Here is a 12,802-nt window from a genome sequence, read left to right as displayed (position 1 = left end):
CGTGAACGGCCGTTAGGAGGTCATTGCCCCGGGCCGCAGGTGATTTTCGGCTGCGGGTTGTAGTGGACGGTCCGGGTCGACCGGCTCACCTCGCGGCCGGTGGCGGCGTCCTTGAGCACGCGCGTGTCGGTCGTGGTGAACCCCGGCGCGCCGTTCGACGCGTGGCAGTTCTCCGCCGGGCCCGGCTTGGGCTGCGGGTCGCTCGGGTTGGAGCGGCCGCCCTGGATCGACTCGACCGTGTAGCGCTTGGTGCCCCACAGCTTCACGGTGATCGACGACGGCGTCCAGATCGCCTGGATCGCGATGCCGGTCGGCGAGTCGTTGGTGAACTTGAGGTCGATGACGCTGGAGCCGTTCGGGTTCTGGAACACCGTCGCCTCGCGCGCGGCGGGGTAGCGGCTGATGTAGTAGCTGTGCTCCTTGTGCCCGGCGTCCTTCATGCCCGCGAAGTAGGACGCGTTGTACAGCGTCGTCGCGAACTGCGAGATGCCGCCGCCGACCTCGCGGCCCGGGGCGCCGTCCTTGATCACGCCCGCCTCGACGTATCCCTGCGGCTTGCCGCGCGGTCCGGTGAACCCGTTGAGGCTGAAGGTTTCCCCCGGCTTGACGATGGCGCCGGTGACCTTCTGCGCGACGACGCGGATGTTGGTGCCGGAGTCGGGCGCGAAGCCGCCGGTGGTGAATTCGCCGACGACCTCCTTGACGCCCAGCTGGTTCGCCTGCTCGGTCGTCACCTTCGCCGGTGCGTCCTTGTAGATCGCCGGCACCTCGCGGCCGTCGGTCTTCTTCAGCACGTCGGGCAGTGGCTTGAGGCTCGGGTCCCAGTCGATGGTCCGGCCGTCGGTGGAGGGGTCGACCGTGGGCTTGCCGCCCTCGAAGACGATGGTCGCCTCCTTGCCCTCCTTCTCGGTGGACTTCAGCTGCGGCCCGGCGGCTTCGGCGATCTTCGCGTTGTCGATCTTCGGGGTCAGCCCGCCGCCGTCGGCGGGCTCGAAACTCAGAGCGGCGGCGATCGCCTCCGGCTTCACGGTGGCGTTCTTGCCTTCGCCCTTCACGACCAGCGGGCCCGAGACGGCGGGCCGCGCGAACTGGTCCAGCGCCGCCTGGACGCCTTCGGGGGTGGTGCGGACCGGCGTGGCGGTCACCGGCAGGGCCAGCGTCTCGCCGCGCGCCCACTTCTCGACCACCGCGGCCTTGGCGGCGGCGACGTCGAGCTTCTGCCCGGGCTTCGGCGGCACGGCGACCGGGTTCACGCCTTCGAACTTCACGGTGCCCTCGGCCGGCTCGCGGTCGACCTGGCCGCGGAGGCCGTCGAGCGCGGCGGCGAGCTTGGTGTCGTCGGCGTGGCTGACGACACCGACTTCGCGGCTGGAGAACAGCGAAGCGAGCCGGGTGAACGGGTTCAGCGGCTGCTCGCCGGCCTGGTCGAGGGTCGCCGGCCAGTCGAGGCCCAGCCCGGCGGCCGTCGGCGACAGCGTGCCCTGGACGTCGCCCGCGGTGACGGCGAGGGGCCGCGTCAGCCGCGGCTCGATCTGCTCGCGCAGCTCCTGCTCGGCGGCGGCGCGGTCCATCCCGCCGACGTCGACGCCGGCCACGGTCACGCCGCGCGGGACGCTGCCCTGGCTGACCAGCAGGTCGACGCCGTAGATCACGACCAGCAGGCCGAAGACCCCGCCCGCGATCCAGCCGGCCTTGCGCAGATCGCGCTTCTTCGGGGGTTCCGGGTCCGGTTCGGGCCGGACGACCGGCAGGACGTCCGTCTGCTCACCGTGTGACTCGGGCCAGCGCGGTTCGTACGGCAACTCTCCACCCCTTCAACGCGGCACCGGAACTCGCCGGTGACAGGCTCAGCGTACGGGGCACCCGGACAAGCCGTACGACTCGCCCTAACGGGGGATGAACCGGTCACGGAACGGTGAATTGGAGCAACCTCATCGTGCGTCGGGCTCCGAATTGCGCCCCGCGCGGGCGAGGAAGCCGAAGTCGCAGCCTTCATCCGCCTGCGTGATGTGTTCGCTGTAGAGCGCGCCGTAACCGCGCTCGAACCGCGGGGCCGGCGGTGTCCACCCGGCACGCCGTCGCGCCAGTTCCTCATCGGACACCTCGAGGCGCAACGTCCGGGACGGCACGTCCAGGGTGATCAGGTCGCCGTCGCGGACCAGCGCCAGCGGCCCGCCCACGTGGGACTCCGGCGCCACGTGCAGCACGCACGCCCCGTAGCTCGTGCCGCTCATCCGCGCGTCCGAGATCCGGACCATGTCGCGCACCCCGGCGGCGAGCAGGTGCGCGGGGATCGGCAGCATCCCGTACTCGGGCATGCCGGGGCCGCCGAGCGGGCCCGAGCCGCGCAGCACCAGCACCGAGTCCGCCGTGATCGCCGGGTCTTCGATCCGCTTCTTGAGGTCCGCGTAGTCCTCGAACACCACGGCCGGGCCGGTGTGCGTCAGCAGGTGCTTTTCGGCCGCGATGTGCTTGATCACCGCGCCCGACGGCGCCAGGTTGCCGTGCAGCACGGCCACTCCGCCCTCGGTCGCCACCGGGTTGTCGCGCGTCCGGATGACGTCGTCGTTGTGCACCTTCGCGGTCTCGAGGTCGGCCCCGAGCGTGCGGCCGGTGACGGTCACCCGGTCGGTGTGCAGCAGGTCGGTCAGCCGCGACAGCAGGCCGGGCAGGCCGCCCGCGTAGTAGAAGTCCTCCATCAGCCAGTCGCCGCCCGGGCGGACGTTCGCGAGCACCGGCACGCGCCGCGCGATCGCGTCGAAGTCGGCCAGGCTCACCGGGATCCCGCTGCGCCCGGCCATCGCGATCAGGTGGATCACGGCGTTGGTCGACCCGCCGAGCGCCAGCACGGTGGTGATCGCGTCTTCGTAGGCGTTCCTGTCCAGGATCCGGCTCACCGTCAGGTCTTCCCAGACCATGCCGACGATCCGCGCGCCGCTCGCCGCGGCCATCCGGTGGTGGGCCGAGTCGACGGCGGGGATCGACGCCGCGCCCGGCAGCGTCATGCCGAGCACCTCCGCGGCGGACGTCATCGTGGACGCCGTCCCCATCGTCATGCAGTGGCCGGGGGACCGGGCGAGACCGCGTTCCAGTTCGGACATTTCGGCGTCGCCGATCAGGCCGGCCCGCTTGTCGTCCCAGTACTTCCACATGTCGGTGCCGCTGCCGAGGACCTCGTCGCGCCAGTGCCCCCGCAGCATCGGCCCGGCCGGCACGAAGATCGCGGGCAGGTCGGCGCTCGCCGCGCCCATCAGCAACGCCGGCGTCGTCTTGTCGCAGCCGCCCATCAGCACGGCGCCGTCGATCGGGTAGGACCGCAGGATCTCCTCGGTCTCCATGGCCAGGAGGTTGCGGTAGAGCATCGGCGTCGGCTTCTGGTAGGTCTCCGACAGCGTCGCGACCGGGAACTCGAGCGGGAACCCGCCGGCCTGCCAGACGCCGCGCTTGACCTGCTCGGCGCGTTCGCGCAGGTGCATGTGGCACGGGTTGATGTCCGACCACGTGTTGAGGATGCCGATGACCGGTTTGCCGAGGTGCTCCTCCGGGTTGTAGCCGAGCTGGCGGCTACGGGCTCGGTGGCTGAAGTTGCGCAGTTCGTCGCCGCCGAACCACCGGTGGCTGCGGAGCTCCTCGGGTGCTTTCATGCGATCCAGTATGGCATCTGATATATGATCTCGCGGGCCTGGTTGAATGGGTTTCGACACGATACGAGGGAGCGACCATGACCGGGACGTTCAGCCTGCCCGCCTCCCGGACCGAAGTGGTCCTGGAGGAGATCCGCCGCGGCATCCTGACCCGCGAACTGGTGCCCGGCCAGCCGCTCGTCGAAGCGGAGCTGGCCGCGCGGCTCGGCGTGTCGAAGACGCCGGTGCGCGAGGCGCTCAAGGTGCTGTCCAATTCGGGCTTGGTGACGTTCAGCCCGTACAAGGGCGCTTCGGTCGTCACGGTCGACGCCGAGCTCGCGAAGTCCGTCTACGACGTGCGGATGGTGCTGGAACCGGAAGCCGTCCGGCGGACCGTCGAACAGCGCGACCCCGAACTGCTGGACGACGCGGCCGAGGCGCTCAAAGAAGCGTCGACGGCCATCGCGGACAAGGACCAGGTCGCGCTGAGCCTGCTCAACCGCCGGTTCCACCGCGCCCTCTACCGCGGCTGCGGCAACCCGCTGCTGGTCAGCATCCTCGACGACCTCAAGGACCGCGCCGCGCTGATCAGTGTCGTCGGCTGGGAAGCGAACCCCAGCTGGAAGAAGGAGTGGACCGAGCACAAAGCGGTCCTCGCGGCGGCGAAGAAGGGTGACGCCGAGGGCGCCGCGGCGCTGCTGAAGGACCACATCGGCGGCTTCCTCGAGCGGGTGCTCAAGGCCATCGGATGAGGCTGCTGCTCATCTCGGACACCCACCTGCCCGCCCGCTCCCGCGTGCTGCCGGAGCAGGTGTGGGCCGAGGTCGAGGCGGCGGACGTCGTCGTGCACGCCGGCGACTGGGTCGAGGTCGCGCTCCTGGACGAGCTGGAGACGCGCAGCAAGCGCCTGATCGGCGTCTACGGCAACAACGACGGCGCCGACCTGCGGGCGCGGCTGCCCGAGATCGCGCGCGCGGAACTCGACGGCGTCCGGTTGGCCGTCATCCACGAGACGGGCTCGAAGCAGGGCCGCGAACAGCGGTGCGACGCGCAGTTCCCGGACACCGACGTGCTCGTCTTCGGGCACAGCCACATCCCGTGGGACACGACCACCCCGGCCGGGCTGCGGCTGCTCAACCCCGGTTCGCCGACCGACCGCCGCCGCCAGCCGTTCTGCACCTACCAGACGGCCCGGATCGAGAACGGCACGCTGGCGGACGTCGAGCTGCACGAACTGCCCCGGAGGGGGTAGGAAGAGTCCATGGATCCGGCATGGGCGTTGCGGGAGATCGCGTTCCAGCTCGAACGCGCGGGGGAACCGACCTACCGCGTGCGGGCGTTCCGCAACGCGGCCGCGACTGTCGACAAGACCGACGCTTCGCAGCTGGCCTCGATGGCCGAGAACGGCACGCTGACCTCGTTGCCCGGCATCGGGAAAGCCACCGCCGGCGTCATCGAGGACGCGCTGGCCGGCCGTGACCCGGCGTACCGGTCGAAGATCGTCGAGAAGAAGCTGCCGGACGGCGAACCGCTGCGGTCGGCCCTTCGCGGGGACTGCCACACGCACTCGGACTGGTCGGACGGCGGCAGCTCGATCGGCGAGATGGCCGTCGCGGGCCGGGACGTCGGGCACGAGTGGATGGTGCTGACCGACCACTCGCCGCGGCTGACCGTCGCGAACGGGCTGTCGCCGGACCGGCTGCGGACGCAGATGCAGATCGTCGCCAAGGCCAACGAGCTGATGGCGCCCTTCCGGCTGCTGCACGGCATCGAGGTCGACATCCTCGACGACGGCGCCCTCGACCAGGAGGACGAGCTGCTGGGGCAGCTGGACTTCGTCGTCGCGAGCGTGCACTCGAAGCTGCGGATGCCGGCCCGCGACATGACCCGGCGGATGCTCGCCGCGGTGCGCAACCCGCACACGCGGGTGCTGGGGCACTGCACCGGGCGGCTGGTCGTCGGCCGGGGCCGTCCGGAGTCGGAGTTCGACGCCGAGGCGGTGTTCACCGCGTGCCGGGAGAACGGCGTCGCGGTCGAGATCAACTCGCGCCCCGAACGGCTCGACCCGCCGATGCGGCTGCTGAAGCTGGCCGCGGAGATCGGCTGCGAGTTCGCCATCGACAGCGACGCGCACGCACCGGGCCAGCTCGACTGGCAGCCCTACGGCTGCGAACGCGCGGTCAAAGCGGGCATCGGGCCGGAGCGGATCATCAACACCCGCACGGCGGAGGCGCTGCTCAGCCGCTGATCTCGATGACGGGGTGCTGGGCCGGGTCGAGCCAGCGCAGGATCGCCTCGAGGTCCGCGCCGGCGATCGCGACGCAGCCCGCGGTCGGCTTCCCGTCGGTGACGTGCAGGAAGAACGCCGAGCCCGCGCCCGGCACCACCGGCGTCCGGTTGTAGTCGATGACGACGGCGTGCGCGTAGACCGCGCCCGCCGCGCCGAGGTTCTCGCCGGCGGCTTCGTCGAACGGGCACGTGCCGGGAGCGCACGAGAAGTGCGTGTTGTAGTACGGGGAATCCACATCGGACACCCACCAGTCCGAGGTGGTGACCTCGCGGTAGGGCAGCCGGGTCCGCGCCGGCCGCGTGCCGAACGCTTCGGTGAGCGGCCAGACACCGGCCGGGGTGTGGGACGTCGACTCACTCGCCTGGCCGACGCCGTTCGTGCCGACGTGCGCCGGGACCGGGCCGTACGCCTTGGCCCACTCGCCGCCGGTGCGCTGCCACGCCGTGAGGACGGCGGTGGTCGAGCCCGCCGCGTCGGCCCGCACGGTGATCCGCTGCTGCGGCTCCGGCTGCTCCGGCTCCGGCGAGGCGGCCCCGCCGGTCAGCAGCGCGGCCGCGGCCAGCGTGGCACCGAGGGTTCTCCTGCGCATGCCGGAGAGCCTAACGGTGCCACGCGACGACCGTCAGTTGATCGTGTAGGAGTCCCCGTAGACCTTCCACTTCAGCGGGGTGTGCAGGTCGAAGTTGCCCGCGTTGAGGAACACCAGCTGCTCGGTGTCGACGCGCGAGGTGTCGGCGTGCGCCTCTTCCTGCTTCATGATCACCTTGCGGGCCGCGAAGAACGCCTTGAGGTACGTCGCCTCGTCGCCGCCCTGGGCCGGGGTCTTCGCCTTCTTCATCGCGGCCTTGCGGATGCCGCCGAAGCTGTCGGAGCTGTCGCCGGGGCCGTGCATGACGATGGCGTCGTAGTAGGCGAACTGGCCGAGGTTGCTGAGGCCGTCGGACTTGCCCTGGCTGACCGCCGGGTTGAAGTACACGCGGTCGCGCTCGTTGTTCTGCGCGGTCTGGAACGCGGTGGTGGCCGCCGCCTGCTTCCAGGCGCTTTCGAAGGCCGAGCCGAGCCCGCTGTGGGAGTCGGTGCCGTTCACCTTGCGCAGCGCGGGAAGGTACTTGGCCAGGGGGTTGTTCGGCACGGAGTCCGTGTAGGCCTCGACGAGTTCGAGCATGTCGCCGGTGCCGGAGCAGAACCCGATGATACCGGCGGTGTACCCGCGGCCGTCGCCGATGTCCTCGATGTACTTGTACTGGGCTTTCCAGTCCAGCGACGAGTTTTCCGCGCTGGAGACCAGCTTCATCGCGATCTCCTTCTTCGCCGGGGCCGACAGGTCGCCGACGGCGAGGGCGGTCGCGCTCTGCGCCGCGAGTGGCGCCGGGGCCGCCGAGGAGAGCGCGGGGGTGGTGATCACGAGGGCGGCGACGGAGGCCGCGCCGAGCGCGCCGATGACGACCGGCCGCAACTTCTTGCTCATGGGGGGAGACCCTTTCCGCGGGGTGCGCCGTGGGGGATCACGGCGGGTACGGGTGAGGCGGGTGGAGCTGCGGCGTAGCGACACGGTAGCGAAGAGTCAGCACGCTCCACAAGAGGCGGAATTCGTTCATGTTCGTGAACGGTCCAGACCATCGGGAAGGGTCCGCAAAGGACGGTCAGCGGGCCCCGGTGAAGATGCGGATGACGTCCGGCAGCACGTTGACCGGGATCGTCGGGTCGATCGCCCGCTGCACGCCGAGGCCGATGCCGAGGCTGAGCAAGGCGGTCGCGGCGTCGTCGGCCGACATCGGGAGCGTGATCCCGAACCGCTCGGCGTACCCGCTGAGCAGGCCGGCGATGCTGTCGCGGATCGCCTTGTCACGGGTGGCCAGTTCGGCGCGGACCTGCGGGTTGCGCCGCGCGTTCGTGGCGAACTCGACCTCCAGGGCCGTCCACGCCTCGTCGCCGATGCTGCGCTCGGCCCACGCCTGGAACGCGGCCAGCAGGTCGTCCACGTCCTCGGCGCCCACCAGCCCTTCCGCGATCAGGGCGACCTGCTCGTCGTGGATCCGGTCGAGGACGGCGAGGCAGAGCTCGTCCTTGTTGCGGAAGTTCGAGTACACCGCGCCCTTCGAGTAGCCGGCCTCGTCCGCGACCTTCTCCAGCGACGTCACCGAATAGCCGTCGCGCAGGAAGAGCAGCTTGGCGGTCTCGATCAGCTGCTCGCGGGTGCGTGCCTGGCTTTCCGCGCGGGTGAGTCGGGCCATGGCGCCACTCTAGCCAGGTCCGGAATCGGGGTACCGTCGGTATTGAGATACTGCTAGTCTCCGAAAATGGAACAACGCCACTTCGCGGTCCTCGTCGTCGGCGCCGGGGCGTCCGGGCTGGGTGCCGCCATCCGGCTGGGCCAGGCCGGCGTCGACGACCTCGCCGTGCTGGAGAAGGCGGCCTCGCTCGGCGGAACCTGGCGCGACAACACGTATCCCGGCTGCGCCTGCGACGTCCCGTCCGCGCTGTATTCGTACTCGTTCGCGCCGAATCCACAGTGGACGCGGGCGTTCGCCGGGCAGGCCGAGATCCGCGCGTACCTGGCGGACACGGCGTCGCGATTCGGCGTCACGTCGAAGATCCGCTACGGCGTCGAGGTGACGCGGGCGCAGTGGAACCCCCGTGAGTCCCTTTGGGAGCTGGAGACGACTCGCGGCCCGTATTCGGCGCGGGTCCTGGTCGCCGGCACCGGTCCGTGGCACGAGCCACTGATCCCGGACCTGCCGGGGCTCGCGGATTTCCCGGGCGAGGTGTTCCACTCCGCGCGGTGGAACCACGACTACGACTTGAGTGGCAAGCGCGTCGCGGTGATCGGCACGGGCGCGTCGGCGGTCCAGTTCGTCCCGCGGATCGTGCCTTCCGTGGGCAGGTTGCACCTGTTCCAGCGCACCGCGCAGTGGGTGCTGCCGAAGCCGGACCACGCCGTCCCTGGTGTGGAACGGTTCCTGCTGCGACGGTTCCCGGCGCTGCAGCGGGCGTTGCGGAGTGCGGAGTACGGGGCGATGGAGACGCTCGGCTTCGGGTTCCGGCACCCGTGGCTGCTGCGGCAGGTGCAGAAGGTCGGGCTCGCGCACTTGCGCTTGTCGGTGCGCGATCCGGCTTTGCGTCGCGTGTTGACGCCGGACTACACGCTGGGGTGCAAGCGGTTGCTGATGTCCAACACGTACTACCGGTCGCTGACTCGATCCCATGTGGACGTTCACCCGACGGCGGTGCGTTCGGTCTCGGGTAGCCGGGTTCTCGGCGCGGACGGTTCTTCCGCCGACGTGGACGCGATCATCTTCGGGACGGGCTTCCACATCCTCGACATGCCGGTGTCTTCGCGCGTGTTCGACGGCGACGGCCGGAGTCTGGACGACCACTGGAAGGGGAGCCCGCAGGCGTACCTCGGGACTGCGGTCGCCGGGTTCCCCAACCTGTACCTGTTGCTGGGCCCGAGCCTCGGTACCGGGCATTCGTCGGCGTTCATGATCCTCGAGGCCCAGTTGCGGCACACGGTTTCGGCGGTGACGCGGACGCTCCGCTCACCGGGTACGGCGCTGTCGGCCCGCCCGGAGGTCCAGGCGGCGTTCAACGCGGAGGTCCAGGCCGCGCTGCCGGGGACGGTCTACCAGTCGGGCGGGTGCTCGAGTTACTACACGGACGTCAACGGGCGCAACAGTTTCAGCTGGCCGTTCTCGACCGGCCGGTTGCGTTCTCAGGTGGGTGCGTTCGACGAGGCGGACTACGAGATCGGTCAGTCCCACTCCCAGCACAGGCCGTAGACCCCCGGCTGGGCGTCCAGCACCGCGATGTGGCTCGTGAAACTCGGACCCACCGGCAGCTCCGGCCGTTCCGTCGACGCTTCGCCGTCGTACCGGTAACACCGCACCGGCACCGCCGCCGGGTCGAAGCACGCCTGCAGCACGATCTGCCGGGCCGGTGCCCGCACGCCGAACTGCAGGTAGCTCGTCTCCGGCGGCACCCCGTCGTACGCGAACTCGAAGTCGAACACGTACGTCTCGCCCGCCCGCAGCGGGTAGTCGAACCGCAGCTCCAGCGCCACCAGTTCGGACGCCGCGTCGCGGCGGACGCGGCCCGGGCGGCAGCAGCGGGCCGACCGCAGCACCGGCCGATGACCGCCGCCCGTCTGGGGGCGGAAGAACGACACCCAGCGGTCGACGCCGTCCTCGCGGCTGGTCACGACCAGCTCCGTGCGCACCGACCGTTCGGTGCGGTCCGCGCCCAGCGTCGCCCGCTGGTGCACCGATGCCAGCGCCAGCCGCGCGTTGCCGTCCAGGTCGATGCCGTCGCACGACGCCAGCTCCGTCGGCTCGGAACCGAGCGCGCTGGCCAGGCTGACTCCGCCCGGCCACGGCTCCACCCGGCGCACCCGGGGCCGCGCCACCAGGCTGGTCAACGCGGCCGCGGGCAGGCCGAGACACCCTTCGGCGACGCCCACCGCGTGCAGCGAGCGTGGCCCTTCCGGGTGCCGCCGGCCGCGGCGCCAGTAGCTCAGCGTGGCCAGGCTGACCTGGGCGCCCCGGCTCGCCATCCGCCGCTGCAGGGCCTCCAGGCTCAGCCCGCGGTGCCGGATCGCCAGGTCGAACGCCACCTCGAACGGTCCTTCCCGGACCGCGTCGGCGACGTCGGTGGAGAACGCTTCCATTCGGGCAATCATGAATACCGGACGCACCGGACGCAACGAGGCCTGCCACCAAAGTAGGTGGCAGGCCTCGTGGGGGTCAGCTCACGGTGACCCCGGTGTCGTCCACGGCGAACGACGTCTGCAGCGACTGGTCCTCGGTCCCGGCGAACTTGAGCGTGACCGTCTGACCCGCGTACGAAGACAGGTCGAGCGTCTTCTGGACGTAAGCCGAGTTCCGGTCGAGGTTCGAGTACGTCGCCAGCGTCGCCGAACCGGCGGACACGACCAGCTTGTCGTAGCTGACGTTCTCGGTCTCGGCCGTCCACACGCGCAGCCAGAACGTCAGGCTCGCCCGGCAGTTCGCCGGGATCGTGACGGACTGCGTGAGCGTGTCGGTGTGCGCCGAGCCCCAGCCGCCGAGCCAGGAGTCGTAGCTGCCCGAGCGCGCCGGCGCCTGGCCGCCCCACTGGCCGATCGTGGTGTTCGGGTCGGTCCAGGACGCCTTGCCGGACTCGAAGCCCGGGTTCTGCACCAGCTGCCCGCTGCACCCGCCCGGGGGAGGCGTGGTGGTCGTCGGCGGGGTGGTCGTGGTGGGCGGGGTCGTCGTGGTCGGCGGCGTCCCGGTGCACGTCGGGTCGCCGGACTGCGCCGGGACGCTCACCGCGTTCCACGCCGCCTTCACCGCGTCGAACTCCGCGCAGCTGTTCGGGTACAGGTTCTTCGCGGCCTGCAGCGTCCACGTCCGGTAACGCAGGTAGTTGCTGCCGGACGTCTTCAGCTGCACGGCGCCGTGCATGATGTTGATCGCCTTGCGGATGCCGATCCCGGCCACCGTGCTGCCGTTGCACGTCGAGCTCGTCGGCTGCCCGTTCGTCGGGTTGCTGCCCTCGGCGAGCAGGTAGAACCAGTGGTCGCCCGGGCCGGCGGCCTTGTGGACCTCCGCGTTCGGCGTCGAGCTGGAGTAGCAGCTCGGGTCGCCGACCTTCGACGGGTCGTACATGTACCGGATCGCGCCGGTGCCGACCAGGTTGACCTCCTCTCCGATCGCGTAGTCCGGCGGGTCGTACTGGGACGGCTCGTTCGCGTAGAACTCCGTCGCCGTGCCGAACGTGTCCGCGATGAACTCCTGCGTGCCGCCGCCGGAGAAGCCGCCGGAGCCGGAGTAGTCGTCGATGCCGTGGCCCATTTCGTGGCCGAGGATGTCGAGCGAGCCGACCCATTCGCCGCTCGGGTTGTGGCCGAGGTTCACGTACGCGGGCCGCGAGTTGTAGTAGTACGCGTTCTCGTCGTCGAGGCCGACGCGGATCTTCCACGCGCCGCCGTTGCCGGTGAACCCGTTGCGGCCCACCCATTCCGTGAGCATCTTCTTCTCGGTCTGCGCGACGAACAGCGCGTCGGCGCAGCCGGTTTCGATGTTCGTGCCGGTGCCGTTGCCCCAGTTGTCGTCCGGTCCGGTGAGGACGGAGTCGGAGTTGTAGTTGCGGCAGTCCAGGTTCGGCGTGTTCGGGTCGGCCATCGAGTACGTGCTGCCGGACTTCGTCGTGTTCAGCGGCAGCGACGGCCCGTTCCACTTCCCGGTGCCGGTGCCCGCGGCGACGTGCTGGACGGTCCGCAGCACGCGCCCGTCGACGGCGTCGACGTAGACGCTTAGGCTGCTCGGCTCGCCGTGTTCGTCGGTGCCCTCGACGTTGCTCTCGTACGCGAGCCGCCCGCTGCCGTCGGCGACCACGACGAGCTTCCCGCCCGGCAGGCTCTTCGGCCCGCGGACCTGTTGGCGCGCCACGGTTTCGGCCTGCGCGGCGGTGAGTTTCGCGCCGCGGACGTCGAGGTCGCCGAGCGCCTGCTGCTGCGCGACGGACGTGGTCTTGACGGTGCCGGCGGCGTCGGTGGCGATGACGAGGTCACCGCCGATCACGGGCAGGCCGTCGTAGGTGCGGTCGTAGACGACGTACGACAGGCCGGCCGCCGTACGTACGTCACGCTGGACGAACTTGTCGTGCGCGCCGGCGTGCAGGGCGGCGGGCCGGGCGTTGACCAGGTTTGCGGCGGCGCTCGTGGCGTTGGCCTGGGCCTGCGCGGCGGACGGAGGCGGTTCGGGGACGGGCTGCGCGGGCGCGGCGACGGCGATGCCGACCACCACCATGCCCGCCGCCGTCGCCCCGCCGAGCGCGGCGAACCGTTGGGGCAATCTCATGACGCTCCTTGCGAAAACGCGATGGGGGAAGGGAGAACCCGATCGACGTTAAG

The 12,802-nt window shown here is 70.7% G+C and carries 11 protein-coding genes; 4 read left to right on the top strand and 7 right to left on the bottom strand.

Going from position 1 to position 12,802, the window contains the following annotated elements:
* Window positions 1-20: 20 nt before the first annotated feature.
* Entirely contained in the window at window positions 21-1,802 is a 1,782-nt protein-coding gene (locus tag ACIQWX_RS29890) for a VanW family protein (RefSeq protein ID WP_400877890.1), read from the bottom strand.
* A gap of 129 nt (window positions 1,803-1,931) precedes the next feature.
* Window positions 1,932-3,644 carry an L-arabinonate dehydratase gene (gene araD / locus ACIQWX_RS29885; protein ID WP_400877887.1) on the bottom strand — a complete coding sequence of 571 codons (1,713 nt, stop codon included), beginning with the start codon at window positions 3,642-3,644 and terminating at the stop codon, window positions 1,932-1,934.
* Window positions 3,645-3,721: 77 nt separating this feature from the next.
* Here araD and ACIQWX_RS29880 point away from each other — a divergent pair, with 77 nt between their 5' ends.
* Genes ACIQWX_RS29880 through ACIQWX_RS29870 form a run of 3 tightly spaced genes read left to right on the top strand, consistent with a single transcriptional unit; the run spans window position 3,722 to window position 5,871 of the window.
* Window positions 3,722-4,375 carry a GntR family transcriptional regulator gene (locus ACIQWX_RS29880; RefSeq protein ID WP_400877884.1) on the top strand — a complete coding sequence of 218 codons (654 nt, stop codon included), beginning with the start codon at window positions 3,722-3,724 and terminating at the stop codon, window positions 4,373-4,375.
* Window positions 4,372-4,875: a metallophosphoesterase family protein gene (locus ACIQWX_RS29875; protein WP_400877881.1), complete on the top strand. Its 504-nt coding sequence runs from the start codon at window positions 4,372-4,374 to the stop codon at window positions 4,873-4,875. Before ACIQWX_RS29880 ends, ACIQWX_RS29875 begins: the two co-directional genes overlap by 4 nt.
* A gap of 9 nt (window positions 4,876-4,884) precedes the next feature.
* Complete coding sequence (locus ACIQWX_RS29870; protein ID WP_400877878.1) at window positions 4,885-5,871, top strand: PHP domain-containing protein; 987 nt, start codon at window positions 4,885-4,887, stop codon at window positions 5,869-5,871.
* On the opposite strand, the gene ACIQWX_RS29865 is transcribed toward ACIQWX_RS29870, so the two are convergent.
* From ACIQWX_RS29865 to ACIQWX_RS29855, 3 genes are all read right to left on the bottom strand, one after another.
* Window positions 5,861-6,502: a L,D-transpeptidase gene (locus ACIQWX_RS29865; protein ID WP_400877875.1), complete on the bottom strand. Its 642-nt coding sequence runs from the start codon at window positions 6,500-6,502 to the stop codon at window positions 5,861-5,863. The two genes, ACIQWX_RS29870 and ACIQWX_RS29865, sit on opposite strands and share 11 nt — an antisense overlap.
* A gap of 33 nt (window positions 6,503-6,535) precedes the next feature.
* Window positions 6,536-7,381, bottom strand: coding sequence for a chitosanase (locus tag ACIQWX_RS29860; protein ID WP_400877872.1), 846 nt, complete (start codon window positions 7,379-7,381; stop codon window positions 6,536-6,538).
* 175 nt (window positions 7,382-7,556) lie between these two features.
* On the bottom strand, window positions 7,557-8,147 hold the full coding sequence (locus ACIQWX_RS29855) for a TetR/AcrR family transcriptional regulator (RefSeq protein WP_400877869.1): 591 nt from the start codon (window positions 8,145-8,147) through the stop codon (window positions 7,557-7,559).
* Window positions 8,148-8,213: 66 nt separating this feature from the next.
* On the opposite strand from ACIQWX_RS29855, the gene ACIQWX_RS29850 reads away from it, so the two are divergent.
* Window positions 8,214-9,692: a flavin-containing monooxygenase gene (locus tag ACIQWX_RS29850; protein ID WP_400877866.1), complete on the top strand. Its 1,479-nt coding sequence runs from the start codon at window positions 8,214-8,216 to the stop codon at window positions 9,690-9,692.
* On the opposite strand, the gene ACIQWX_RS29845 is transcribed toward ACIQWX_RS29850, so the two are convergent.
* A complete protein-coding gene (locus ACIQWX_RS29845) occupies window positions 9,665-10,576 on the bottom strand; it encodes a hypothetical protein (RefSeq protein ID WP_400877863.1) in 912 nt (303 codons plus the stop codon). The two genes, ACIQWX_RS29850 and ACIQWX_RS29845, sit on opposite strands and share 28 nt — an antisense overlap.
* A 76-nt stretch (window positions 10,577-10,652) precedes the next feature.
* Complete coding sequence (locus ACIQWX_RS29840; RefSeq protein ID WP_400877860.1) at window positions 10,653-12,749, bottom strand: M4 family metallopeptidase; 2,097 nt, start codon at window positions 12,747-12,749, stop codon at window positions 10,653-10,655.
* Between the last annotated feature and the right edge of the window lie 53 nt (window positions 12,750-12,802).

Origin of the sequence: Amycolatopsis sp. NPDC098790 (assembly GCF_044759945.1) — a bacterium.
In the GTDB taxonomy this organism is placed as follows: Bacteria; Actinomycetota; Actinomycetes; order Mycobacteriales; family Pseudonocardiaceae; genus Amycolatopsis.
This window is presented reverse-complemented; position numbering and strand designations above follow the sequence as displayed.

Bases quoted from the DNA above. Each gene is read 5' to 3' on its own strand.
- ACIQWX_RS29840 (WP_400877860.1), bottom strand. From the start codon at position 12,749: ATGAGATTGCCCCAACGGTTCGCCGCGCTCGGCGGGGCGACGGCGGCG.
- ACIQWX_RS29880 (WP_400877884.1), top strand. From the start codon at position 3,722: ATGACCGGGACGTTCAGCCTGCCCGCCTCCCGGACCGAAGTGGTCCTG.
- ACIQWX_RS29860 (WP_400877872.1), bottom strand. From the start codon at position 7,381: ATGAGCAAGAAGTTGCGGCCGGTCGTCATCGGCGCGCTCGGCGCGGCC.
- ACIQWX_RS29850 (WP_400877866.1), top strand. From the start codon at position 8,214: ATGGAACAACGCCACTTCGCGGTCCTCGTCGTCGGCGCCGGGGCGTCC.
- ACIQWX_RS29865 (WP_400877875.1), bottom strand. From the start codon at position 6,502: ATGCGCAGGAGAACCCTCGGTGCCACGCTGGCCGCGGCCGCGCTGCTG.
- ACIQWX_RS29870 (WP_400877878.1), top strand. From the start codon at position 4,885: ATGGATCCGGCATGGGCGTTGCGGGAGATCGCGTTCCAGCTCGAACGC.
- araD (WP_400877887.1), bottom strand. From the start codon at position 3,644: ATGAAAGCACCCGAGGAGCTCCGCAGCCACCGGTGGTTCGGCGGCGAC.
- ACIQWX_RS29845 (WP_400877863.1), bottom strand. From the start codon at position 10,576: ATGGAAGCGTTCTCCACCGACGTCGCCGACGCGGTCCGGGAAGGACCG.
- ACIQWX_RS29855 (WP_400877869.1), bottom strand. From the start codon at position 8,147: ATGGCCCGACTCACCCGCGCGGAAAGCCAGGCACGCACCCGCGAGCAG.
- ACIQWX_RS29875 (WP_400877881.1), top strand. From the start codon at position 4,372: ATGAGGCTGCTGCTCATCTCGGACACCCACCTGCCCGCCCGCTCCCGC.